Annotated in this window: 12 protein-coding genes; 9 read left to right on the forward strand and 3 right to left on the reverse strand. The window is 75.4% G+C overall.

The window, feature by feature from the left end:
* Positions 1 to 282: 282 nt before the first annotated feature.
* Genes ACFYSC_RS24140 through ACFYSC_RS24150 form a run of 3 tightly spaced genes read right to left on the reverse strand, consistent with a single transcriptional unit; the run spans position 283 to position 3,667 of the window.
* Positions 283 to 1,743, reverse strand: coding sequence for a 2-oxo acid dehydrogenase subunit E2 (locus ACFYSC_RS24140; RefSeq protein ID WP_389965663.1), 1,461 nt, complete (start codon positions 1,741 to 1,743; stop codon positions 283 to 285).
* Positions 1,740 to 2,726: an alpha-ketoacid dehydrogenase subunit beta gene (locus ACFYSC_RS24145; RefSeq protein WP_389965666.1), complete on the reverse strand. Its 987-nt coding sequence runs from the start codon at positions 2,724 to 2,726 to the stop codon at positions 1,740 to 1,742. Before ACFYSC_RS24145 ends, ACFYSC_RS24140 begins: the two co-directional genes overlap by 4 nt.
* Positions 2,723 to 3,667 carry a thiamine pyrophosphate-dependent dehydrogenase E1 component subunit alpha gene (locus ACFYSC_RS24150; RefSeq protein WP_389965669.1) on the reverse strand — a complete coding sequence of 315 codons (945 nt, stop codon included), beginning with the start codon at positions 3,665 to 3,667 and terminating at the stop codon, positions 2,723 to 2,725. Before ACFYSC_RS24150 ends, ACFYSC_RS24145 begins: the two co-directional genes overlap by 4 nt.
* 509 nt (positions 3,668 to 4,176) lie before the next feature.
* On the opposite strand from ACFYSC_RS24150, the gene ACFYSC_RS24155 reads away from it, so the two are divergent.
* The 9 genes from ACFYSC_RS24155 to ACFYSC_RS24195 all read left to right on the forward strand — a co-directional run bounded on the left by ACFYSC_RS24155 (position 4,177) and on the right by ACFYSC_RS24195 (position 22,348).
* Entirely contained in the window at positions 4,177 to 10,152 is a 5,976-nt protein-coding gene (locus ACFYSC_RS24155) for an amino acid adenylation domain-containing protein (RefSeq protein ID WP_389965672.1), read from the forward strand.
* The gene (locus tag ACFYSC_RS24160; protein WP_389965675.1) at positions 10,149 to 10,328 is read left to right on the forward strand and encodes an MbtH family protein; all 180 of its coding nucleotides are present in this window, start codon (positions 10,149 to 10,151) and stop codon (positions 10,326 to 10,328) included. Before ACFYSC_RS24155 ends, ACFYSC_RS24160 begins: the two co-directional genes overlap by 4 nt.
* Positions 10,325 to 10,672 carry an acyl carrier protein gene (locus ACFYSC_RS24165; protein WP_389965678.1) on the forward strand — a complete coding sequence of 116 codons (348 nt, stop codon included), beginning with the start codon at positions 10,325 to 10,327 and terminating at the stop codon, positions 10,670 to 10,672. The genes ACFYSC_RS24160 and ACFYSC_RS24165 overlap by 4 nt, the downstream gene beginning before the upstream one ends.
* A complete protein-coding gene (locus ACFYSC_RS24170; protein ID WP_389965681.1) occupies positions 10,669 to 12,213 on the forward strand; it encodes a class I adenylate-forming enzyme family protein in 1,545 nt (514 codons plus the stop codon). The genes ACFYSC_RS24165 and ACFYSC_RS24170 overlap by 4 nt, the downstream gene beginning before the upstream one ends.
* A complete protein-coding gene (locus tag ACFYSC_RS24175) occupies positions 12,210 to 14,003 on the forward strand; it encodes a condensation domain-containing protein (protein ID WP_389965684.1) in 1,794 nt (597 codons plus the stop codon). The genes ACFYSC_RS24170 and ACFYSC_RS24175 overlap by 4 nt, the downstream gene beginning before the upstream one ends.
* Positions 14,000 to 15,613, forward strand: coding sequence for a condensation domain-containing protein (locus ACFYSC_RS24180; RefSeq protein ID WP_389965688.1), 1,614 nt, complete (start codon positions 14,000 to 14,002; stop codon positions 15,611 to 15,613). Before ACFYSC_RS24175 ends, ACFYSC_RS24180 begins: the two co-directional genes overlap by 4 nt.
* Complete coding sequence (locus ACFYSC_RS24185) at positions 15,610 to 17,106, forward strand: condensation domain-containing protein (RefSeq protein ID WP_389965691.1); 1,497 nt, start codon at positions 15,610 to 15,612, stop codon at positions 17,104 to 17,106. The genes ACFYSC_RS24180 and ACFYSC_RS24185 overlap by 4 nt, the downstream gene beginning before the upstream one ends.
* A gap of 71 nt (positions 17,107 to 17,177) precedes the next feature.
* Complete coding sequence (locus ACFYSC_RS24190) at positions 17,178 to 19,262, forward strand: AMP-binding protein (RefSeq protein WP_389965694.1); 2,085 nt, start codon at positions 17,178 to 17,180, stop codon at positions 19,260 to 19,262.
* Complete coding sequence (locus ACFYSC_RS24195; RefSeq protein WP_389965697.1) at positions 19,259 to 22,348, forward strand: amino acid adenylation domain-containing protein; 3,090 nt, start codon at positions 19,259 to 19,261, stop codon at positions 22,346 to 22,348. The genes ACFYSC_RS24190 and ACFYSC_RS24195 overlap by 4 nt, the downstream gene beginning before the upstream one ends.
* Positions 22,349 to 22,462 lie beyond the last annotated feature (114 nt).

Below are 22,462 nucleotides of genomic sequence, written 5' to 3' on the forward strand. Positions count from 1 at the left end.
TTTACTTATAATTCTCCCGTTGTGTTCTTCGGGGCGCGTGGTCGCCCGGGTCGCCGGGGAGATGGAGGCGGATATCGCGGGGTCCCCGGGCCACGGGAAGGCGCGAATCTTGCGCGGCGGAATCCGGGGCCGACAGGGCGGGCGCGGGGCCGCGAGGTCCGGCGCGGCGGGGGAGACCGGTGCGGCGGGATCCGGGGCCATGGAGGCCGGGGCCGCCGGGAGATCCGGGCCGGCGCGGCGGGGGAGGCCGGCCCCGGGTGGGACCCGGGGCCGGTGCGGCGGTCAGGCGGCCGGGCCGCCGTCCTGCGGGGACTCCGGGGACTCCTGCGGCTCCGGGGCCTCCAGGGCGGTCCGGAGCGCGCCGAGGAACTCGGCCGAGTCGCGGCCGTTGACGAACCGGTGGTCGTAGGCCAGCCCCAGGGTGATCACCTTCCGTACGGCGAAGCCCCCGCCGCGCTCCGCCACCACCTCCGGGCGCGGAGCGGTGAGCGACAGCGCGCAGATCTGTCCGGGGAACACGATGGGCGTGGCCGCCACGACGGCGGCGTCGGTGTGCAGGGTGACCGTGATGTTGCCGCCGGACAGGTCCCGCTCGCGGAACGCGCCGTTCAGCGCGGTCTCGCGGAACCGGGTGAGGTCGCGGGCGATCTCGCCGAGCGGGCGCCGCCCCGCGTCCCGCACCACCGGCACGAACATCCCCTTGCCGACGTCCACGGTCACGCCGACCTCCGCGGAGGGGGCCGGGCGGGCGCGGAGGCCGTCGACGGGCGCGGCGAAGAAGAGGGGGAAGCGGTCGAGCAGCCGGCCGGTCGCCTGAACGAGCAGCTCGGGCAGCCCGACGAGGGCGCGCACCCGCCGGGTCTCCCGGCGGGCGTGGGCCAGCGCCTCCGTCACGTCGATCCGCACCGCGGTGAACGCGGCGGGGATCTCCCGGTGCGACCGCTCGACGACCTCGGCGATCCGCCGCTGGTTCCGTGAGAGCTCGACGAGCCCGGCCTCGTCCTGCCCGGTACCGGCCGTCCGGGCGTCGGGCGAACCGGTTCCGGCCGCCGCGGTTCCGGACGGCCCGGCTTCGGCGGTCCCGGTTCCACCCGATCCGGTCTCGCCTCGTCCGGTCGTTCCAGGCCCGGTCCCACCCGGCCCGGGAGCGGGCGCGGCCGGCGTCGCGCCCTCCGCGGACCCGGGCGGCGCGACCAGGGGTTCCAGGTCGGTCCGCCGGACCAGCTTCCTGCCCAGGGCCAGCACCCGCTCGACGGGGATGCCGTGCTCCGACATGAACCGCCGGGCGGGCTCGGTGATCACGATCCCCTCCGGGACACCCGGGCCGTCCGGCCGCGACGGGTCGTCTCGCGCGTCGCCGCCGGCGCGGACGCCGTCGACAGGGATGCCGCCGGTGTGGACGCCGTTCACGTGGAAGCCGTCCGTCCCCGGCCGCCCGGTCGCGGCGGGGTCCGCCGGGGGGAGCCCCCGGCCGGAGGACCCCGCTCCGGCCGGGGACCCCGGCTCCTCTCCCTCGCCGAGGAGGCGGGCGATCACCTGGCCGGGCGCGCACTCGGCGCCTTCGGCCAGAAGGCGCAGCAGGGTGCCGTCGGCCTCGGCGGTCAGTTCCTCGGCGGCCTTGGAGGTCTCCAGCACGACCAGCGGGTCGCCGTCGCGCACCGCCTGGCCGTCTGCGGCGGTCCACTCCACCAGCAGGTAGGCGGTGTCGTTGTTGTTCAGCTTCGGTACCCGGACCTCGGTCATGACAGGGCCTCTGCGATCGTGTCCCGGATGCGGGCGGGCTGGAGGAGGATCTCGCGCTCCAGGTGGGGTGCGGCCGGGATGACGCTGTCGGCCGCGTTGAGCAGGGTGATCGGCGCTCGCAGGGTGGACCACAGCAGGGGGTGCAGCACCCGGGCGACCTCGGCGCCCCAGGTGCCGCCCTCGCTGCCGTCCTCCACGACGCACACGTGCCGGGCGCGCTCCAGGCCGGGCAGGTGCGGCAGGGGGTGGAGGCGGGCGGGCACCACCAGTTCGCAGGCGATGTCGTCCTCCAGCAGCAGGACGCGCATGGCCTCCAGCGCCCGGTGGACCATGCCGCCGTGGGCGATGATCGCACAGTCGGGTTCGCTCACGCCGTCCAGGCGGACCCGGGCGACGTCCCCGTCGACCTCGTAGCGGAACAGCTCGTCCACCACGCCGCCCTCGTACATCCGCCGGGTGTAGAGGACCTTGTCCTCGAACAACAGGCAGGGCCGTCCGAGGGCGAACATCCGGGTCAACAGCGCGCCGGCGTCGTGGAAGGGGGTCATCTCGAACAGTGACAGGCCCGGGACGCCGATGAAGTGTTTCTGCGGGCTTTGGCTGTGGGTGGGGCCGTAGCCGCGGTTGCCGCCCGAGGGGCAGCGCACGACCAGCGGGATCGGTACCGGCCGGCCGTACATGGTCGTGGACTTGGCGGCGAAGTTGGCGATCTGGTCGAAGGCCAGTGCGACGAAGTCGGCGAACATGATCTCCACGATCGCCTTGCGCCCGGCCAGGGCCAGCCCCGCGCCGATCCCGGCGATCGCGCCCTCGCTCAGCGGGGTGGAGCGCACCCGCTCTCCGAACCGGGCCGACAAACCCCGGGTGACCTTGAAGGCGCCGCCGTAGGGGTCGCAGACGTCCTCACCGAGCAGATGCACCTCCGGATCGGCCGCCATCAGATCGTGCAGGGCGTGGTTGAGGTGTTCGGAGACGCGGGTCACGGCCGCTCCCAGACCGACGGCGGCCGGGCGGTGACCTCGGCCGCGATTCGCTCGACCAGTTCGCGCCGCTCGCGGTCGGCCCGCTCGAAGGGCTCGGGGAACAGCCGGGCGTAGCGGTCGTACCAGTCGTGGGAGGCGGCCAGGGCGATCTCCTCGGGGGTGCGGGTGTCGTCGCCCTTGCTGTGCGGGCCGATCCGGTGGGTGGCGAACTCCACCACCAGCGGCCGCGAGTCCCGGCGGACCATGGCGACCAGCGGCGTCAGCTCGGTGCGGATCTCGCCGACCTCCAGGGACGTCACACGGTGGTGCAGCACGTCGAAGGCGGCGGCGCGGCCGGCGATCGTGCCCGCCATCTGCGCGGCCGTCGGGGTGGACTGGGCGATCCCGTTGTGCTCCACCACCACCAGAAGCGGGACCCGCCACAGCTGGGCCGTGTTGAGGGCCTCGTAGACCGCGCCCTCCCCCCAGGTGCCGTCGCCGATGTAGGCGCACGCCAGCGCGCCGGAGCCCTTGAGGGCGAGCGCCACGCCGGCCGCCACCGGCAGACTCTCACCCTGGACCCCCGTCGAGAGGAAACGCCGGTGGTAGACGTGCTGGCTGCCGCCGACGCCCGCGCACAGTGCCCCCTCACGGCCCATGATCTCCGCCAGCAGCCCGTACGGCTCGGCGTACCGGGCCAGGAAATGACCGTGCCCCCGGTGGTTGCTGAGCACGAAGTCGTCCTCGCGCAGCAACCGCGACAGCGCGACCGGGATGTACTCCTGACCAAGGCAGGTGTGGGTGGTGCCGCTCAGCTCGCCCGCCTCGAACAGCCTGAGGAGGGTGAGCTCGAAGTGCCGGATCAACAGGAGGAGTTCCAGGTCCTCCTGCTCCGGCGGTGGTGGTGTTCTCCGTGCGCCCGGGGGCGTGGTGCCCATGGGCGCGGGGACGATGACAGTCACGTGGGCGCTCCTGGCGTCGGCGACCGGACGACACGCTCGGCCGCGAAATGGCACATCGGCATGGGAGCGCTCCCAGCGGAGCGTAGAAGTCGGCCCGGTCCATGTCAATCAGGAAAGGGGTCCAGTCGAAAGGGTGTCGCGGGATAAATCGCCCTTAACTGCGGAAAAGCCCCTAACAACTGGTATTCCGTACTCCTGACAGTTTGAAAACAACCCTGAAACCTTGACGACATTCGCGGCCGATCCCTAGCCTCCTCCGTGGGAACGCTCCCACAAATCGCGGCCCCATCGGCCCGCGAAGTGCCCGGACCGGCGCCCGTACCGCCGGGCGCCCGCACCCCGAGGCGCCGGGGGACAGCCGTACCGCACCCTCATCGGAACACGTCCCCGGACCGGGCCACCCGGTCCGGCAGCCCGTCATGGAAACCGCCCCCGAGGGCGGCTTCTCCCACTCCGACGCCGGGGAACCCGCACCGTTCCCCTCCCCCCTTGAGCACGGAGGTCCTCAGGTGACGAACGCCAGTCTCTCGCCGGCCAAACAGGCGCTGCTGGCCCGGCGGCTGGGCGGCCGGGCCGTCACCACCGCCGTCCCGCCACGCCCGCCGGGCACCGTGCCGCCGCTGTCCCCCGCCCAGGAGCGACTGTGGTTCCTGGAGCAGTACGCCCCGGGCACCGCCGCCTACACCGTGGCGTTCGCGGCCCGGCTGGAGGGCGGGATCGACGAGGACGCCCTCGCCGGGGCGCTCACCGACGTGGCCGCCCGGCACGAGAGCCTGCGCACCCGGCTGGTCACCACCGAGGACGGCGGGCCCGGCGTCGTGATCGACGAGACGCCCGCGGTGGAGCTGACCGTCACCGACGACCTCGCCGCGGTGGACCGGGAGACGGCGCGGCCCTTCGACCTCGCCCGGGGTCCGCTGCTGCGGGCGCTGCTGGTCAGGATCGCCCCGGACGACCACGTGCTGCTGCTCACCATGCACCACGCCGTCACCGACGGCTGGTCCTGCGACATCGTCATGGAGGAGCTGCTCGCCCTGCACGACGCCCGCCGGGGCGGCGAGGGCGATCTCGCCCCGGTGCCGCTGCAGTACGGCGACTACGCCTGCTGGCTGGCGGGCCGGGACTACGACCGCGAGATCGGCTACTGGCGGGAGAAGCTGACCGGACTGCCGCCGCTGGAACTGCCCGCCGACCTGCCCCGGCCCGCCGAGCAGCGCTGGGAGGGCGCCGTCCACGGCATCGCGCTGGACCCCGAGCTCAGCCGGGCGGTCACCGAGGCCGGCCGGGTGCGCGGGGCCACGCCGTACATGACGCTGCTGGCCGCCTTCCAGGTACTGCTCGGCCGCTACGCCGGGCAGGAGGACTTCGCGGTCGGCTCCCCGGTCTCCGGACGGAACCTGCCGGAGCTGGAGCGCGTGGTCGGCGTGTTCGTCAACTCGCTGCCGATGCGCGCCGACCTGTCGGGCGCCCCCACCTTCGCCGAGCTCCTCGACCGGGTCAGGGACACCGCGCTCGACGCCTACGCCCACCAGGAGCTGCCGTTCGACCGGCTGGTCACCGAACTGGCCGTGGAGAGGGACGTCAGCCGCTCGCCGGTCTTCCAGGTGATGTTCGCACTGCAGAACTACCGGTCGGCGCCGCTGCGCACCCCCGGGCTGACCATGTCCGCCCACCCGGTCGAGACCTCGGCCAGCCGCTTCGACCTGGCGCTGTACCTGTTCGAGACGCCCGAGGGGCTGCGCGGCAACCTCACCTACAGCACCGCGCTGTTCCGCCCCGACACGATCGAGCGGATGGCCGCCTGCTTCGAGACCCTGCTGCGCTCCGTCGCGGCCGATCCGGACACGCCGATCTCCGAGCTGGAGCTGCTCCCGCCGGACGAGCTCCGCAGGATCGAGCTGTTCGGCGGCTCGGCCCCCGCCAGGCCCGCCGGCGACGACCTGCTGCACGAGGCCGTCTCCGCGCAGGCCGTACGCACCCCGGAAGCCGTCGCCGTCGTGGCGGGGGACGACTCGCTCACCTACGCCGAGCTGGAACGGCGCGCCGGCCACCTGGCCCATTCTCTGCGGCGGCTCGGCGTGGGCCCGGACGACCGGGTCGCGATCTGCCTGGAGCAGTCGGCCGACCTCGCGGTCGCGGTGCTCGGCGTGCTGAAGTCCGGCGCCGCCTACCTCCCGCTGGACCCCGAGCACCCCGCCGAACGGCTCGCCTACGTGCTGTCCGACGCCGGCGCGCGGGCGGTCGTCACCGTTCCTGAGCTGCGTGACCGCCTGCCCGGCGACCTGCCGGCGGTCGATCCGGCGGATCCCGGCGGACCAGCCCCCGGGCCGGTGGACAGCGGCGTCACCCCGGATGACCTGGCCTACGTCATCTACACCTCCGGCACCACCGGACGGCCCAAGGGCGTGGCCGTGCAGCACCGCCAGGTCGCCGTCTACCTCGCCGGCGCGCGGGAGCGGCTGGAGGTGGGGCCGGGCGGGACGTTCGCGCTGCTGCAGTCGCTCGCCTTCGACTTCGGCGTGACCGTCTTCTACCTGTGCCTGATGAGCGGCGGCACCCTCCACCTGGTCCCGTCCCGTACGGCCGGGCCTGAGCTGGCCGCCTACCTCCGCGAGCACCGCGTCGGCCACCTGAAGATCACCCCGTCCCACCTGGCGGCGCTGATGGCCGACACGCCCCTGGACGAGCTGCTCCCCTCCGAGCTGCTGATCCTGGGCGGAGAGGCCGCGCCGCGCGCCTGGGCCGCGGAGCTGGCGGCGGCCGGACGGTGCCGGGTGGTCAACCACTACGGCCCCACCGAGGCGACCGTCGGCGTCACCACCTACGCCGTCGAACCGGCCCGCGCCGCCGCGCCGGGGGCCTCCGCCGGGCGTGGGACGGTCGCGGGATCGGACACGTCCGCCGGTCCGGAAACGGACATCGGCTCCGGTACGGCGCTGCCGATCGGCTCGCCGCTCCCCGGCGCCCGCGTCCGGGTGCTGGACGCGAACCTGCGGCCGGTCCCGGTCGGCGTCCCCGGCGAGATCCACCTCGGCGGCGACCGGCTGGCCCGCGGCTACCTGGGACGGCCCGGCCTGACCGCCGACCGGTTCCTGCCCGACCCCGACGGCGGCCCCGGCGCCCGGATGTACCGGACCGGAGACCTCGGCCGCTGGCTGCCCACCGGCGACCTGGAGTTCCTCGGCCGCCGCGACCTCCAGGTGAAGATCCGCGGCTACCGGGTGGAGCTGTCGGAGGTGGAGGCGGTGCTCGCCCGCTTCCCGGGCGTGGCGCACGCGGTCGTGGAGCTGCGCGGCGAACGGCTGGTCGCCTACCTGGTCGCGGAGGGCACAGGAGCCGCCGGGACCGCCGGAGTCGCCGGCGCTTCCGGGGACGCCCTGCCCGCCGGGACCGCCGGAGCCGGGGCCGCGGGGGTCCCCGCCGAGGCCGCGCCCGCCGGGGCGGCGGAGCTGCGCGCGTGGCTGGCCGACCGGCTCCCCGACCCCATGATCCCAGCCCGCTACGTGTGGCTGGACGAGCTGCCGCTGAAGTCCCACGGCAAGGTGGACCGGTCGCGGCTCCCCGACCCCGGGGCCGACGCCCCGGCCACCGGGTTCGTCCCGCCCCGCACCCCGGCGGAGGAGACGGTCGCCGCGATCTGGGCGGACGTCCTGGAGCTGGAAAGGGTCGGCGCGCTCGACGACTTCTTCGACCTGGGCGGCCACTCCCTGCTCGCGATGCGGGTCGTCGCCCGGCTGCGCAAGGAGGTCCCCGGCCGCCCGCTCACCGTGCTGGAGCTGTTCAAGCACCGCACGGTCGCCGATCTGGCCCGCCTGCTGGAGAGCGGCGACGAGGGTCCCCGCGGCCTGCTGCACCGGCTCACCCCCGCTCGCGCCGCGACCGCGACGCTGGTGTGCGTGCCGTTCGGCGGCGGCAGCGCGGTGATCTACCAGCCGCTGGCCGACGCGCTGCCCGGCGACTGGGCGCTGTACTCGGTCGCGGTGCCCGGCCACGAGCTGGGCGAGGAGGCCCGGCCCCTCGACGAGGTGGCGCGCGGATGCGCCGAGGAGATCCTCGCCGGGATCGACGGCCCGCTGGTGCTCTACGGCCACTGCGGTCTCGGCGTCATGCTCGTCGCCGAGACCGCCCGCCTCCTTCAGGAGGCCGGCCGCCCCATCGAGGCGATCTACCTGGGCGGGGTGTTCCCCTTCGCCAAGCCGGGCCGCGGCCTGGACTGGTTCGGCGACCTCATGGACCGGCTGACCTCCGACCAGGGCCGGATCAACGCGCTCGCCGCGGCCGGCCTGGACGTCGAGGAGTTCGACCGCGACCAGCTCAAACTGATCATCGCCAACCGCCGCAAGGGCACCCGGACGGCCGAGCGCTACTTCACCCGCCTGTTCGAGGAGGAACGCGAGCCGCTGGCGGCTCCGGTCATCTCGGTCGTGGGAGAGCGGGACCCGGCCGCCGAGTTCTACCAGGAGCGCTACCTGGAGTGGCTGCGGCTGTCGGACACCGCCGCGTGCGTGGTGCTCGACGAGGCCGGGCACTTCTTCGTCAAGTACCGGGCCGTGGAGCTGGCCGACATCCTCACCGGCACCCACCGGGCCATGGCCGAGGGGCGGACCGCGGCGCTGCGCCGTACGGAGGAGTCCACCTGGTGGCTGCAGGGCTTCCGCGGACCGGACGCCCCGGCGGAGGAGACCGGGTACGCGGACGCCGGTGAACCCGGTGAACCCGGTGAACCCGGTGAACCCGGCGGACCGGACGGGCGGGACGGGTCCACCGGAGAGGCCGGCGCGCCCCCGGGGACCGGGCGGGGGCCCGGGAGGAACGCGGACGCCGGGCGGGGCCCGGGGGACCGCAGGCCCGCGCTGCGCCTCGTCCACGGCGAGGGTTCCGGCGACGCCGGAGCCACGTCGCGGTCACAGGGGTCGCCGCGGCCGAGCATGCGGCGGTTCCTGCTGGTCGCGGTCGGGCAGCTCGTGTCGATCACCGGGTCGGCGCTGACCGAGTTCGCCATCCCGATCTGGATCTACCTCACCACCGGCTCGCTGACGAAGTTCGCACTGTTCGCGGTGCTGGGGCTGGTGCCCGGCATGCTGGTGGCGCCGCTCGCCGGCGCCATCGTCGACCGCTACGACCGACGGAAGGTCATGCTCGCCGGGGACATCGCCGCCGGCGGGACCCAGCTCATCCTGGGTGTTCTGGCATGGACCGGCACGCTGGCCCCCGAGCACATCTACCCGCTGCTGGTCTGCCTGTCGGTCGCGCTGACCTTCCAGCGCTTCGCGTACGGCTCGGCGATCCCGCAGCTCGTCCCCAAGCGGTTCCTCGGCCACGCCAACGGCGTCGTGCAGATGGCCACCGGCACCGCCCAGCTCGTCGTGCCGCTGATCGCGACCGGCCTGATGGCGACCATCGGGCTCGGCGGCATCCTCGTCATCGACGTCGTCAGCTACGCGGTCGCCACGGGTGTCCTGCTGTTCGTACGATTCCCCGCGGGAATGCCGTGGCGCCGCCGCGAGAGCGTCATGGCCGAGATGATGAACGGTGTCCGCCACTCGTGGGGCAACCCCGGCTTCCGCGGCATGCTGCTGTTCTTCGCGGCGCTCAACGTCTTCCTGTCGCCGCTGTTCCTGATGATCTCCCCGCTGGTGCTGTCGTTCGCCGGGCTCGACGACGTCGGCCGGGTCTCGTTCTTCGGCGGCCTCGGCGTCTTCCTCGGCGGGTTCGCGATGACCGCCTGGGGCGGCCCGCGCCGCCGGCGGCTGCGCGGCGTGCTGCTGGCCACGCTCGCCCTGTCGGTGTTCTGCGTGCTCACCGGTCTGCAGGCGAGCCTGCCGCTGATCGCGGCCGGCGCGTTCGGCATGTCGATCTGCCTGACCCTGCTCAACGGCGTCTACGCCACGATCATCCAGGTCAAGGTGCCGCAGCGGTTCCACGGCAGGGTCATCGCGCTCAACACCCTCGTCGCCTGGTCCACGCTGCCCATCGGCTTCGGCCTGGTCGCGCCGTACGGCGGGCAGGTGTTCGAGCCGCTGCTGGCGCCCGGCGGGCCGCTGGCGGGCACCGTCGGCGCGCTGATCGGCACCGGGGCGGGCCGCGGCATCGGGTTCATGTACACCTGCTTCGGCCTGGCCATCGCGGCCGTCGCGCTGATCGCGATGCGGGTGCCGGTGCTGGCGCGGTTCGACACCGACGTGCCGGACGCGCTCCCCGACGACCTGGTCGGGTTCGAGGCGGTGCGGAGCCGTACCGGTGCCGCCGGAAACGTCGCCGGAGACGCCGTCGGAAGCGGCGCCGGGGACCCCGCGGGGAAGGACCCCCGCACGGCCTCCCGCACGGACCCCGGTAAGGGTTCCGCGCCGGACGCGGAGCGGGAGACCCGGGGGGACACCGCGAACGCCGCGACGGTCGCCGCGGAGGACGCCGGGACGGACACCGCGCGGAGCGTGACGGACACCGACAAGACGGAGAAGAAGGAAGAAGAGGTCATCGCATGAGTTTCCTCGTGGTGCTGAACGATGAGGAGCAGTACTCCGTCTGGCCCGCGGGCCGGGAACTGCCCGACGGCTGGCGGGCCGAGGGGTTCGAGGGGCCGAGGGAGGACTGCCTCGCCCACATCGACCGGGTGTGGACGGACATGCGCCCGCTCAGCCTCCGGCGGTCGCGGGCATGACCGCCCGGGACACCGTCGCGGAGGACTCCACCGGGTACGCCGGGAGCCCGGCGGACGCCGGCCTCACGGATGTCGGCCCCGTGGACGCCGGTCTCGCGGCCCGGCTGGCCCAGATGATCTCCGACGCCTGCGACGGCCGTGTCACGACCGCGGAGATCCTCGCCACCGGCACGTCGTCCCCCGGCGTCCCCCTGTCCGCGCTCGGCGTCACCTCGCTCGCGCTGCTGCGCCTCATCGACGCGGTGGAGGAGGAGTTCGACGTCGTCCTCGACCTCGACGGCGGCGCCGCCTACCTCGACAGCTTCCCGCTGCTGGCCGCCCACGTGGCCGAGGGGACGCGGTGAGGACGGCGGGCGCGACGGGCGGGGCGGGCGCGCCGGCCGTACCCGTCCCGAGGACGGTGCCGGAGATGCTGCGCCTGCGCGCGGCCCAGGACCCGGACCGGGAGGCGCTGGTCGTCGAGGGCGGCGGGTCGATGACGTTCGCCGACTGGGACCGCCGCGCGGACGCCGTGGCGCACGGCCTCCTCGACCGGGGGATACGGCACGGCGACCGGGTCGGGCTGCTGTTCGGCGGCTGGGACTGGGTGGACTTCGCCGTCGCCTACTGCGCGGTCCAGCGGGCCGGGGCCGTCGCCGTGCCGCTGTCGGAGCGCCTCGCGCCCGCCGAGGTCCGGCACATGCTCGGGCACTGCGCCGCCTCGGCCGTCGTGGCCGGCCGCGACCTCACCCCGCCGCCGGGCGACCATTCCGTCCTGCGGCCCGCGGAACTGGAGGGGGACGCGGCCGGGCCGGTGGACGTGCGGGTCGGGCCGGGGGACCTCGCCCAGATCCTCTACACCTCCGGCACGACCGGCGTGCCCAAGGGCGTGGCCGCCAGCCACGCCAACCTGGCCCACGGCTGCGAGACCCGGCCCAACCGCCGCAGGTTCGGGCACTCGCGCCACCTGCTGCACGCCTTCCCGATCGGCACCAACGCCGGGCAGACCATGCTGCTCAACGCCCTCGACGCCCGCCCGGCGGTGCTCACCCTCGGCCGGTTCACCCCGGGCCGGTTCACCCGGCTGATCGAGACCCACCGGGTCGGCACCGTGTTCGTCGTCCCGGCGATGGCGATCGAGCTGCTCAACGCCGGCCTGCACACCCGCCGCGACCTGTCGAGCGTCGTGCTGCTGGGGTCGGCCGCCTCGGCCCTGCCCCCGGCGGTCGCGGCGCGGCTGGCGGAGGCGTTCCCCAACGCCACGATCACGAACTACTACACCTCCACCGAGGCCGCGCCCGCCCAGACCATCATGATCTACGACCCGTCCCGGCCCGGGGCGCTGGGCAGGCCCGCGTTCGGCGGCTCGCTGCGGATCGCCGGCCCGGACGGCGAGCCGCTGCCGCCGGGGGAAGCCGGCGAGGTCTGGATGCGCTCGCCCACCGCGCCCCGCTCCTACTACCGCGACGAGCGGGCCGACGCCGAGGCGTTCCGCGACGGCTGGGTCCGGATGGGCGACCTCGGCCGCCTCGACGCCGACGGCTACCTCCACCTCCTGGACCGGGAGAGCGACGTGGTCAAGTCGGGCGCGTTCAAGGTCTCGACCCTCCAGGTGGAGGCGGCTCTCTACGAGCACCCGGACGTCGCGGAGGCCGCGGTGGTCGGCCTGCCGCACCCGGTGCTCGGCACCGCGATCGCCGCGGCCGTCGTCCCGCGCTCCGGCGGGGTCACCGGCAGCGGGCTGCGCGCCTTCCTGACGGAACGCCTGGCCGGACACGAGATCCCCGAACGGGTGCTCGTCGTCGACACCCTGCCCAGGAACCAGTCAGGAAAAGTCATCAAAAGGGAGTTGCGGGGGCTGTTCGACGCCGCCGCGACCGCTCGCACGGAAGGCACGACGACATGACGGCATCCCTGGTCGACGAGTGGGACCGGGCGTCCCTGGCACAGCACGGCATGTGGGTCACCGAGCGCGCGGGCGCGGGCGGCCGGGTCTACGCCATGCCCCTCGCAGTCCGGCTGGACGGCCCGCTGGACGTGGACGCGATGCTCGCCGCCTGCGCCGCGGTCGCGGTCCGTCACCCCGTGCTGGCCGCGGCGATGACCGAGCGGGACGGGCTGCTGCGCCTGCTCCCCGGCCGGACGCCCCCGCAGGTCCGCTTCACGGACCTGACCGGCGACGCGGACGGCGGTGTGAACGGCGGCCCCGCCGATGACGAGGCCGGGGCCGTCGAGGCCGCCGCGGCGGAGCTGGTCGAGGCCGAGATCGCCCGGCCCTTCGACCTGGAGACCGGCCCGCCGGCCCGGTTCACCCTGGCCCGCCTCGCACCCGGACGGCACCTGCTGCTGCTCGTCGTCCACCACGCCGTCTTCGACGGCATGTCCAAGGACGTCGTGCTGGCCGACCTGGCCGCCGCCTACGGCGGGCGCGCCCTCGCGCCCCTGGCCGTGCCGTACGGCGAGGCCGCCCGCGCCGAGCAGGACCGGGTGGACGCGGGGATCGCCGCGGCCGCGGAGTTCTGGCGGGAACGGTGGCACGACGACCGGGAGATCCTGCTGCCCGGCCTGACGGCCCCGTCGCTGCGCGCCGCCCCCGGCGAGACGGCCGGACTCGACGCCGCCGCGCTCGGCTCCGGGCTCGCCGCGGTCGCCGAACGGCTGGGCGTCACCCGCTTCGAGGCCCTGATGGCCGCCCTTCACGTGCTGCTGCACGCCTACGGCAACGAGCGGGTCGCGGTCGCCGCGGACCTGTCCACCCGGACGGAGGAGACCCGCGACCACGTGGGGCCGTTCGTCAACGAGCTTCCCGTGGTGTCCGCGCCGCACGGCACGTCCGCCGGGTCCACCGGTGAGAGCGGCTCGCCCGCCGGATCCGCCGGCGAGGGCGGCGCGTTCACCGGGTCCCCCCGCGAGAGCGGCGCGTCCGCCGAGGCCGTCTGGAAGAGCGGCACGTTCGCCGAGTTCGCCCGGAGGACGCGTGAGGAGCTGCGGACCGTCTACCGGCACCGCGAGGTGCCGCTGGCCCGCGCCCTGGGCGGGATCAGCCCGCGCAGCGCCCTCACCCCCGTCTCGGTCAGCTACCGCCGCCGCACCGGCCCGGCCCCCGCCTTCGACGGACTGGACGCCTCGGTGGACTGGGCGATGTTCAACGGCGCGGTCCGCAACACCCTGCACCTGCAGGTGGTGGACGCCCCCGAGGGGCCGGAGGCGCGGCTGCTGTTCAACCCCCGGGCCATCGGCCGGGCCGGATGCGAGAGCGTCGCCGCCGACCTCGTCGCGCTGCTGCGCGGCGCCGCGGCCCGGCCCGACGCCCCGCTCGGCGAGCTGCCGCTGCCGCCCCGTGCGCAGGGTCCCGCCGTCGCGGCCCCGGCGGACGCGGCCCCGGAGGCCGGCACAGGCCTCGCCGCGGGCTCCGGCGTCGCCGGCTCCGGGAGCGGCACGGACGTCGGCCCGGATGCCGGCACGGGCGCCGACGCCGAGATCATCGCCGAGGTCACCGCGATCTGGCGCGAGCTGCTGGACGTGGACGAGATCGAGCCGGACGACGACCTGTTCGACCTCGGCGGCCACTCACTGACCATCACGCAGATCATCGCCCGGGTCCGCGACCGGTTCGGCGTAGAGCTGTCCTTCGAGCTGTTCATCGACACCCCGACCGTCGCCGGCGTGACCGGTGAGATCGCCGGGTCCCGGTGACGGGCGACCCCGCCGCCCGGCGGGCGTCCGTGACGGTCGAGTTCGCCGGCGCACGCGGCGGGGAGGCCCCGCTCACCTGGGGCCAGCAGGCGTTCTGGCGGCTGACCCGGTGGCTGGACGACGGCGACCCGTACTTCAACATGCCCTGGACGGTGCCCGTCCCCGGCCGGCACGACCTCGACGCGGTCCTCGCCGCGCTGCGCGGGCTCGTCGAGCGGCACGAGACGCTCCGCACGACCTGCGCGCAGACGCCCGAAGGGCCCGTGCAGCGGGTGGCCCGGCAGGGTCGGCTGGCGGTCGGGGTGGCCGAGGCCGGGCAGGCCAGGCCGCTCGCCGTGGCCGCGGAGATCGCCGCCGGACTGGCCTCCACCGGGTTCGACTACGCCGCCGAGCCGCCGCTGCGCTGCGTCGTCGTGACCGGTGACGGGCGGCCCAGGGCGATCGCCTTCGCCCTGTCCCACCTCGCGGTGGACGCCTGGACGCTGGACATCCTCGCCGCAGACTGGAAGGCGCTGCTCGCCGGGCGGGAACTGCCCGCCCCCGCCTGGCAGCCGCTCGACCAGGCCGGATTCGAACGCGAGGGGGCCGGCGCCGCACGCGGGGCCAGGGCGTTGCGGCACTGGCGGGCGGAGCTGGAGACGACGCCCCTCACCCTGTTCGACTTCCCCGGCGTCACCCCGGAGGAGCCGCGGTTCGTCCGGATCGGCATGGAGTCGGCCGCCGTCGCCGCGGCGGCCGAGACGCTGGCGGAACGCTGGTCGGTCAGCACCGCCAGCGTGCTGACCACCGCGAGCGCCGTGCTGCTTTCCGCGCTGACCGGGCACCGCCGGGTGGCCATGCAGCTCATCGTCGCCAACCGGCACGACCCCAGGACCGGCGCGATGGCGGGCACCGCCGTACAGGACGGGCTGTTCGTCCTCGACCTGTCCGGCGGGACCTTCGCCGACGCGGCGCGGACCGGGCACGGGCGGGCGCTGACCGCCTACCGCAACGCGCACTACGACCCGTTCGCGATGATGGCGCTGCGCGAGGAGGTCGGCCGGGAACGCGGCGGGACCGTGGACCTGTCGGCCTACTTCAACGACGCGCGGTCCGTCGGCCACTGGCCCAACCTGCCCCGTGTCGAGCCGCCCGGCGATCCCGCCGCGATCGCCGCGCTCACCGGGCGGACCCGGACGTTCCTCGTCGGCGCGTGGCCCGAGGTGGACGCGACGGTGTTCTTCTCCACCACCCCCGCCACCCACACCTGCGGCCTCCACCTGCTGGTGGACACCGCCCGCCTGCCCCGTTCCACCGCCCACGAGCTGCTGCTGGGGATGGAGACCCTGCTGGTGAGCAGTGTGGCCGGGGAGGTGCCGCTCGGCGCGGTCGCGGAACTGTGCGGGATCACCCCGGTCACCCGGCCCCACGGGAGCGGTCCGGGAACGCCCGGAGCGGCGGGTGGGGACGCGGGGACGGATCCCATGGAGCCCAAGGAGGCCGTGCCCGTGGAGGCCGCGCGCGTGGAAACCGTTCCCGCGGTGGCCGTGCCCACGGAGGCCGTGTCCGTGGCGGCCGCGCGCGCCGTCGGGGCCGCCGAGGACGTGGCCGCCGGGGGAGGCGTCCGATGAGCGCCGACCGGCGGGCCGCGCTGCTCGGCCGCCTGGCCGCGCTGCCGCCGGGGGAGCGCCGCGCACTGCTCGCCCGCGCCCGTGAGCGGGCCGCCGGCTCAGGGACGGCCGGCGACGTCGCGGGTACGGCGGACACGGCGGACACGTCGGGGACCGGTTCCGGGAGCGACGCAGGGACAGCCGGGACGGAGGAGTGGCCGCTGTCGTTCGGGCAGGAGCGGCTGTGGTTCCTCAGCCGCTTCGACCCGGCCGACACCGCCTACCACACCCCCTGGTGCGTGACGCTACGCGGCCCGGTGGACGCCGAGGGGCTCGCCGCCGCCTTCACCCGGGTGACCGAGCGGCACGACGTGCTGCGTGCCCGCTTCCGCCTGGCCGGGGACCGCCCCGTGCAGGTCATCGTGCCCGCCGCGCCCGTCACCGTGGAACGCGCCGACGTCACCGGCGACCCCGCGCCCGCCGTCGTGGAGTTCGTCAACCGGCCCTTCGACCTGGAGAACGACCCGCCGCTGCGGGTGGCGCTGCTGCGCCTGGCCGCCGGGGAGTTCGTGCTCTGCATCGTCCTGCACCACATCGTGGTGGACGGATGGTCGCTGGACGTCCTCATGCGGGAGCTCGCCGAGTGCTACGCCGCGTACCGTGAGGGACGCGAGCCGGTCCTGGCCGAGCTGCCCGTGCGGTACACCGAGGTCGCGGCCGAGGAGCGGCGCCGGGCCGGACACGACGACGGCGCCCACCTGGCCCACTGGACGCGGACGCTCGCCGGCGTGCCCGTCCTCGACCTGCCCGCGGACCGTCCCCGCCCCCCGCGCTGGACCGGCCGGGGCGGGCGGGTGGAGCTGGCCGTACCCGACGAGGTGGTCTCCCGGCTGGAGGAGACCGCAAAGAAACGGCGCTGCACCCTGTTCATGGCCCTGCTCGCCGCCTACCAGGCGGTCCTCGGGCTGGCCGCCGGGCAGGAGGACCTGTGCGTCGGGGTGCCGGTCGCCGGGCGGAGCCGGACCGAGCTGCAGCCGCTGATCGGCTACTTCGCCACGACCATGGTGCTGCGCGCCGACCTGTCGGGCGACCCGACCTTCGAAGAGCTGCTCGGCCGGACCCGCAGGGCGGTGTTCACCGGCATGCAGCACGCCGAGGTGCCCTTCGAGCGGATCCTCGGCGCGCTGCGCCTGCCCCGCGACCTGAGCCGCCCGCCGCTCTTCCAGGTGATGTTCAACCTGCACAACCTGCCCAAGGACGACCTGCTGCGGACCTCCATGGCCGACCTCGAGACCGAGGTCTACCCGGTCCCGGCGGCGGGCCGTACCAAGGCCGAGGTGTCGGTGGACGCCTGGCGCGCGCCCGAGGGACTGGGCGGCGTCCTCGACTACAACAGCGACGTCTTCTCCGCCGGGACCGCGCGGCGGCTGGCCGGGGCCTTCACCGAACTGGTGGAGCGCGCCGGGGCCGACCCCGGACTCCGGCTGTCCGACCTGAAAGGCATCCGACCGTGACGACGACGGCGATGACAACGACGACCGTACGACCGACGGCACGACCGGCGGCGCAGACGGGAACGGAACCGGTGACCCTGCCGGGGCTGGTCCGGCGCCGGCTGGAGGCGGCCCCCGAGGCGGTGGCGGTCACCGGGAGCGGGGGCGAGCTGACCTACCGCGAGCTGTGCCGGCGGGTGGACGACCTGGCGGCGGTGCTGCGCGGGTACGGCGTCGGCCCGGAGTCCCTCGTCGGGCTGTGCATGGAGCGCACCCCCGGGATGGTGGTCGCGCTCCTGGCGGTCTGGGCGGCCGGCGGCGCGTACGTCCCGCTCGACCCGGCCTTCCCCGCCGACCGGCTCCGGATGGTGCGCGAGGACGCCGGGATCGACCTGGTGCTGACCCAGGACGGGGTGGACGGCGACCTGCTGCGCGGCGTGTCCCGGGTGCTGCGGCTCGGGTGGGACGGCGCCGCCCCGGCGGACGCCCGCCGCGCCGCCATCCCCGGCGCACCCGGCGCGGATCCGGCGTACGGCGAGGCCCCGGCGTACGGCGACGTCCTGGCGTACGGCGACGCCTCGGGGTACGGCGACGTCCTAGCCCCCTGCTTCCCGGCCGGAGGAGACGGCGCCGCCCCGGCCACGGCGGCTCCCGCCGGGGACGATCCCGCGCCGCCGGGCGCGCTGGCCTACATGATCTACACCTCCGGCTCCACCGGACGTCCCAAGGGCGTGGCGGTCCCGCGTGAGGCGGTGACGAACCTGCTCGTCTCGTTCGCCGGTCTGCTCGGCCTCACCCCGGCCGACCGGTGGCTGGCCGTCACCACCCTGTCGTTCGACATCTCGGTGCTGGAGCTGCTGCTGCCGCTGTCCGTCGGAGCCCGGGTGGTGCTGGCGGACGCCCGCGAGGCGTCCGACGGCCGGGCGCTGCGGGAACTGGCCCTCGCCGAGGGGGTCACGGTCATGCAGGCCACCCCCGCGACGTGGCGGATCCTGCTGGAGGCCGGCGGCGTCCCGGAGGCCGTGCGGACCCGGCTGTGCGGCGGCGAGGCCCTGCCCCGCGACCTGGCCGACGAACTGCTGGCCGGCGGCGCCCGCCTGTGGAACGTCTACGGCCCCACGGAGACCACCGTGTGGTCCGCCGCCGGAGGGGTCCTGCCCTCCCCGGCCCCGATCGACCTGGGGGAGGCGATCGCCGAGACGTCGCTGTACGTCCTGGACGACACCGGGCTGCCGGTGCCCGGCGGCGAGGTCGGCGAGCTGCACATCGGCGGGACGGGCGTGACGCGCGGCTACCACGGCATGCCCGCCAGGACCGCGGACCGCTTCCTGCCCGACCCCTGGTCCGGCCGGCCCGGGGCGCGCATGTACGCCACCGGCGACCTCGTCCGCCTCGGCCCCGGGGGGCGCCTGGAGTACCTCGGCCGGGCCGACCAGCAGGTCAAGATCCGCGGCTTCCGGATCGAGCTGGGGGAGATCGAGACCGCGCTGCGCGCCGCCCCGGAGGTACGGCAGGCCGCGGCGGGCGTGTGGACCGGACCCGACGGCTCGCCCCGGCTGGTGGCCTACGTGGTCCCCGCGGGGGACGAGCCCCCGGCGGGCCCCGGCACGGTGGCGGGCGAGCCCCCCGGGGGGCCGGCGCCGTCCGGGGGCGCGACGCCGCCCGCGGGCGCGGACCTGTGGCCGGGGCTGCGTGAGCGGCTCCGCCGGAGCCTGCCGGAGTACATGGTCCCCGCCTGCCTCGTGACGCTCCCGGCGCTGCCGCTAACCCCCAACGGCAAGCTCGACCGCGCGGCGCTGCCGCCGCCGGAGGCCGCGCCCGCCAGGATCACCGCCTACCGGGCCCCGGGAACGGCCGTGGAGGACGAGCTGGCCTCGATGTGGGCCGAGGTGCTGGGTCTCGGCGAGCCCGTCGGCGTGGACGACGACTTCTTCGACCTCGGCGGGCACTCGCTGACCGCGGCCCAGATCATCGCCCGCGTCCAGGCCCGCTACGGCGCCGCCGTGCCGATCGTGGCGTTCTTCGAGAACCCCACGATCGCCGGGCTCGCCGGTGAGCTGGAACGCCTCGACGACGACCTCGACCTGTCCGAGATCGCCGCGCTGCGCGACGAGCTCGACGGCCTCGACGCCGACGAGCTGGCCGCCGTCCTCGACGAGATGGCCCCGGGCGCATGAGGGCCCCGCTGTCCCCGGCGCAGGAGCGGCTCTGGCTCCTGCAGCGTTTCGATCCGGGAAACGCCGCCTACACCATGTACCTGGCGCGCCGCCTGCGCGGCCCGCTCGACGAGGACGCCCTCACCCGGGCGCTCACCGACGTGCTGACCAGGCACGAGAGCCTGCGCACCCGGTTCGCCGAGGAGGACGGCGTGCCGTGGGCCGTCCTCGAACCCGCCCCGCCGCCCGTCGAGTGGGTCGGCCCGGTGGACGACGGGGAGGCACACCGCCTGGCGGCGGAGTGGATCGACACGCCGTTCGACCTCGCGGCCGGGCCGCCGGTGCGGGCCGCGGTGATCCGCGTAACCGGCGGTGAGCACCTGCTGTGCGTCACGATGCACCACATCGTCGCCGACGGGTGGTCGCTGAACGTCGTCCTCGACGACCTCGCCGAGTGCTACACGGCGCGGGTCCGCGGCGCAGAGCCGTCCCTGCGCCCGCTGCCGGTCCAGGCCGGCGACTACGGGCGCTGGCAGCGCCGCCGGGCCGGGCGGGCCGAGCCGTACTGGCTGGAACGGCTGGCCGGCCCGCCCGTGACCGAGCTGCCGTTCCGCCGCGACGGCGGCGCGACCGGGGAGGGGAGGCTGCACCGCGTCGCGGTCGCGCCCGCGACGGTCCGCGCGCTGGAGGAGCTGGCCAGGGCAGCGCGCACCACCCTGTTCACCGTGCTGACCGCGGCCTACCAGGTCCTGCTGTCCAGGCACAGCGGGCAGCGGGACGTCCTGGTCGGCAGCGTCGTCGCCGGACGGGAACGGGTCGAGCTGGAGCCGATGGTGGGGTACGTCGCCCAGACGGTGCTGCTCCGCGGCGACCTGAGCGGGGACCCCGCGTTCGCCGATCTCGTCGGCCGGGTCCGCGGCGACGTCCTGGGCGCGCTGGGCAACCCCGCCGTGCCGTTCGAGAAGCTCAGCCACCCGGCGGAAACGCTGCTGCGCACGATGCTCATCCTGCACAGCCAGGACAACGGCCCGCGCCGGTCGTTCGGCGGCCTGGAGGTGTCCCACGTCGACGTCGGGCTGCAGCGCGTCAAGACCGACCTGATGGTCGAGGCGTGGCGGAGCGACGACGGCTCCGGCGGGCTCTCCGTGGCCTTCTTCTACGACACCGGGCTGTTCGGGGCCGAGGAGATCGGCCGCCTCGCCGGGCGGTTCACGCGGCTGCTGGAGTCGGCCGCCGCCGGGCCGGGCACCCCGGTCTCCGCGCTGCGGATCTGGACGGACGACGACGAGGCCGAACTGAGCCTCCCCGACGCCGGCCCGGCCCTCCCCGAAGGGGACGGTCCGCGGACGGTGCCGGAGATGATCGCCGAGACCGCGCGGCGGACGCCCGGCGCCGTCGCGGTGGTCTGCGGCGGCGAGCGGGTCACCTACGGCGAGCTGCTGGCCCGCGCCGACGCGCTCGCCGCCGCACTCCGCGACGGCGGGGTGCGGCCGGGTGACGTCGTCGGCGTCTGCCTGCCCCGCTCACCGGAGGCCGTCGCCGCGCTGCTCGCCGTGTGGCGGGCTGGAGCCGCCTATCTCCCGTTCGACCCCGACGTGCCGGACGAGCGGCTGGCCTTCGCGCTGGCGGACGCCTCGGCCACCCACGTGGTCACCCGGCGCGCCGCGCCCGTGGGTCTCACCGCCGTCGACCCGTCACCGGCGGGCCCCGGGACGGCCGGCCCTCCGGCGGGGGTGACGCCCGGGGACGCCGCCTACGTCATCACCACCTCCGGCTCCACCGGCGTGCCCAAGGGCGTGCTGGTCGAGCACGGCGCCCTCGCCGCGCGGGTGCGGTGGATGCGCGCGGACTACGGGCTCACCCCCGCCGACCGCGTCGTCCAGTTCGCCTCGCTCAGCTTCGACGCGCACGTCGAGGAGGTCTTCCCGGCCCTGGCCGCCGGGGCCACGCTGCTGCTCCTGCCCGACGGCGCGGCGACCCTGCCCGACGTGCTGGCCTCCCCCGAGGGCGGCCGGGTCACCGTACTGGACCTGCCGACCGCCTACTGGCACTCGCTGACCGAGGACCTCGCGGAGATCGCCTGGCCGGCCGCGCTGCGGCTGGTGATCCTGGGCGGCGAGCAGGTCTCGGCGGCGGCCGTGGCGCGCTGGCGTGACCGGTTCGGCGACGCCGTACGGCTCGTCAACACCTACGGCCCGACCGAGGCGACGGTGATCGCCACCGCCTGCGACCTCGGGGCGGATGCCGCGACGGGCCGCCCGCCGATCGGCCGCCCGATCGGCGCGACCACGGCGTACGTGCTCGGCGACGGGGGAGAGCCGCTGCCCTCCGGGGCGGCCGGGGAACTGGTCGTCGGCGGGGCCGGGGTGGCGCGCGGCTACCTGGGCCGGCCCGCCCTCACCGCCGCCGCCTTCGTGCCCGATCCCGGTGGACGGCCCGGGGCACGCCGCTACCGCACCGGCGACCGGGTGCGCCGCCGCCTGGACGGGCGGCTGGAGTTCCTCGGGCGGCTGGACGGCCAGCTGAAGGTGCGGGGCTTCCGGATCGAGCCGGGCGAGGTGGAGAGCCGCCTGCTGGCCTGCCCCGGCGTGGGGCAGGCGTTCGTCACCGCGCGGGGCGGGGAGCTCGTCGCCTACGTCACCGGCAACGCCGACCCGGCGGACCTCCGCGCCCGCCTGGAGCGGGCGCTCCCGCGCCAGCTCGTCCCGACGGCCTGGGTACGGCTCGACGCCCTGCCGCTCACCCCGGGCGGCAAGGTGGATCGGGCCGCGCTCCCCGAGCCGCAGGCCGCCCCGGCGGCGGCGCGGGTCCTCCCGCGGACCGACGGCGAGCGGCTGGTGGCCTCGATCTGGGAGGAGCTGCTCGGCACGGGCCCGGTCGGCGTCTTCGACGACTTCTTCGACCTCGGCGGCCACTCGCTGCTGGCCACCCGGGTGGCCGCCCGGATCAGGCGGGCCACCGGCGTCGAGGTGCCGATCAAGACGATCTTCGCCGCGAGCACGGTGGCGGCCCTGGCCGAGGAGGCGGAACGGCTGCTGATCGAGGAGCTGACCGCGCTGAGCGATGAGGAGGCCGAGGCCCTGCTCGCCGGGGCCGAGGAGCCCTGACCGTCCCCGGTGTCGGGGCGGGGCAGATAAATGGCCGATGACCTGCGCTTACTCCTTTCCGGAAGGGGGAATTGAGCCCGTGATCCGGCGTGTCCGGCCGGATCACGGGACGGG

Source organism: Streptosporangium sp. NPDC004379, from assembly GCF_042873875.1.
Lineage (GTDB): Bacteria > Actinomycetota > Actinomycetes > Streptosporangiales > Streptosporangiaceae > Streptosporangium.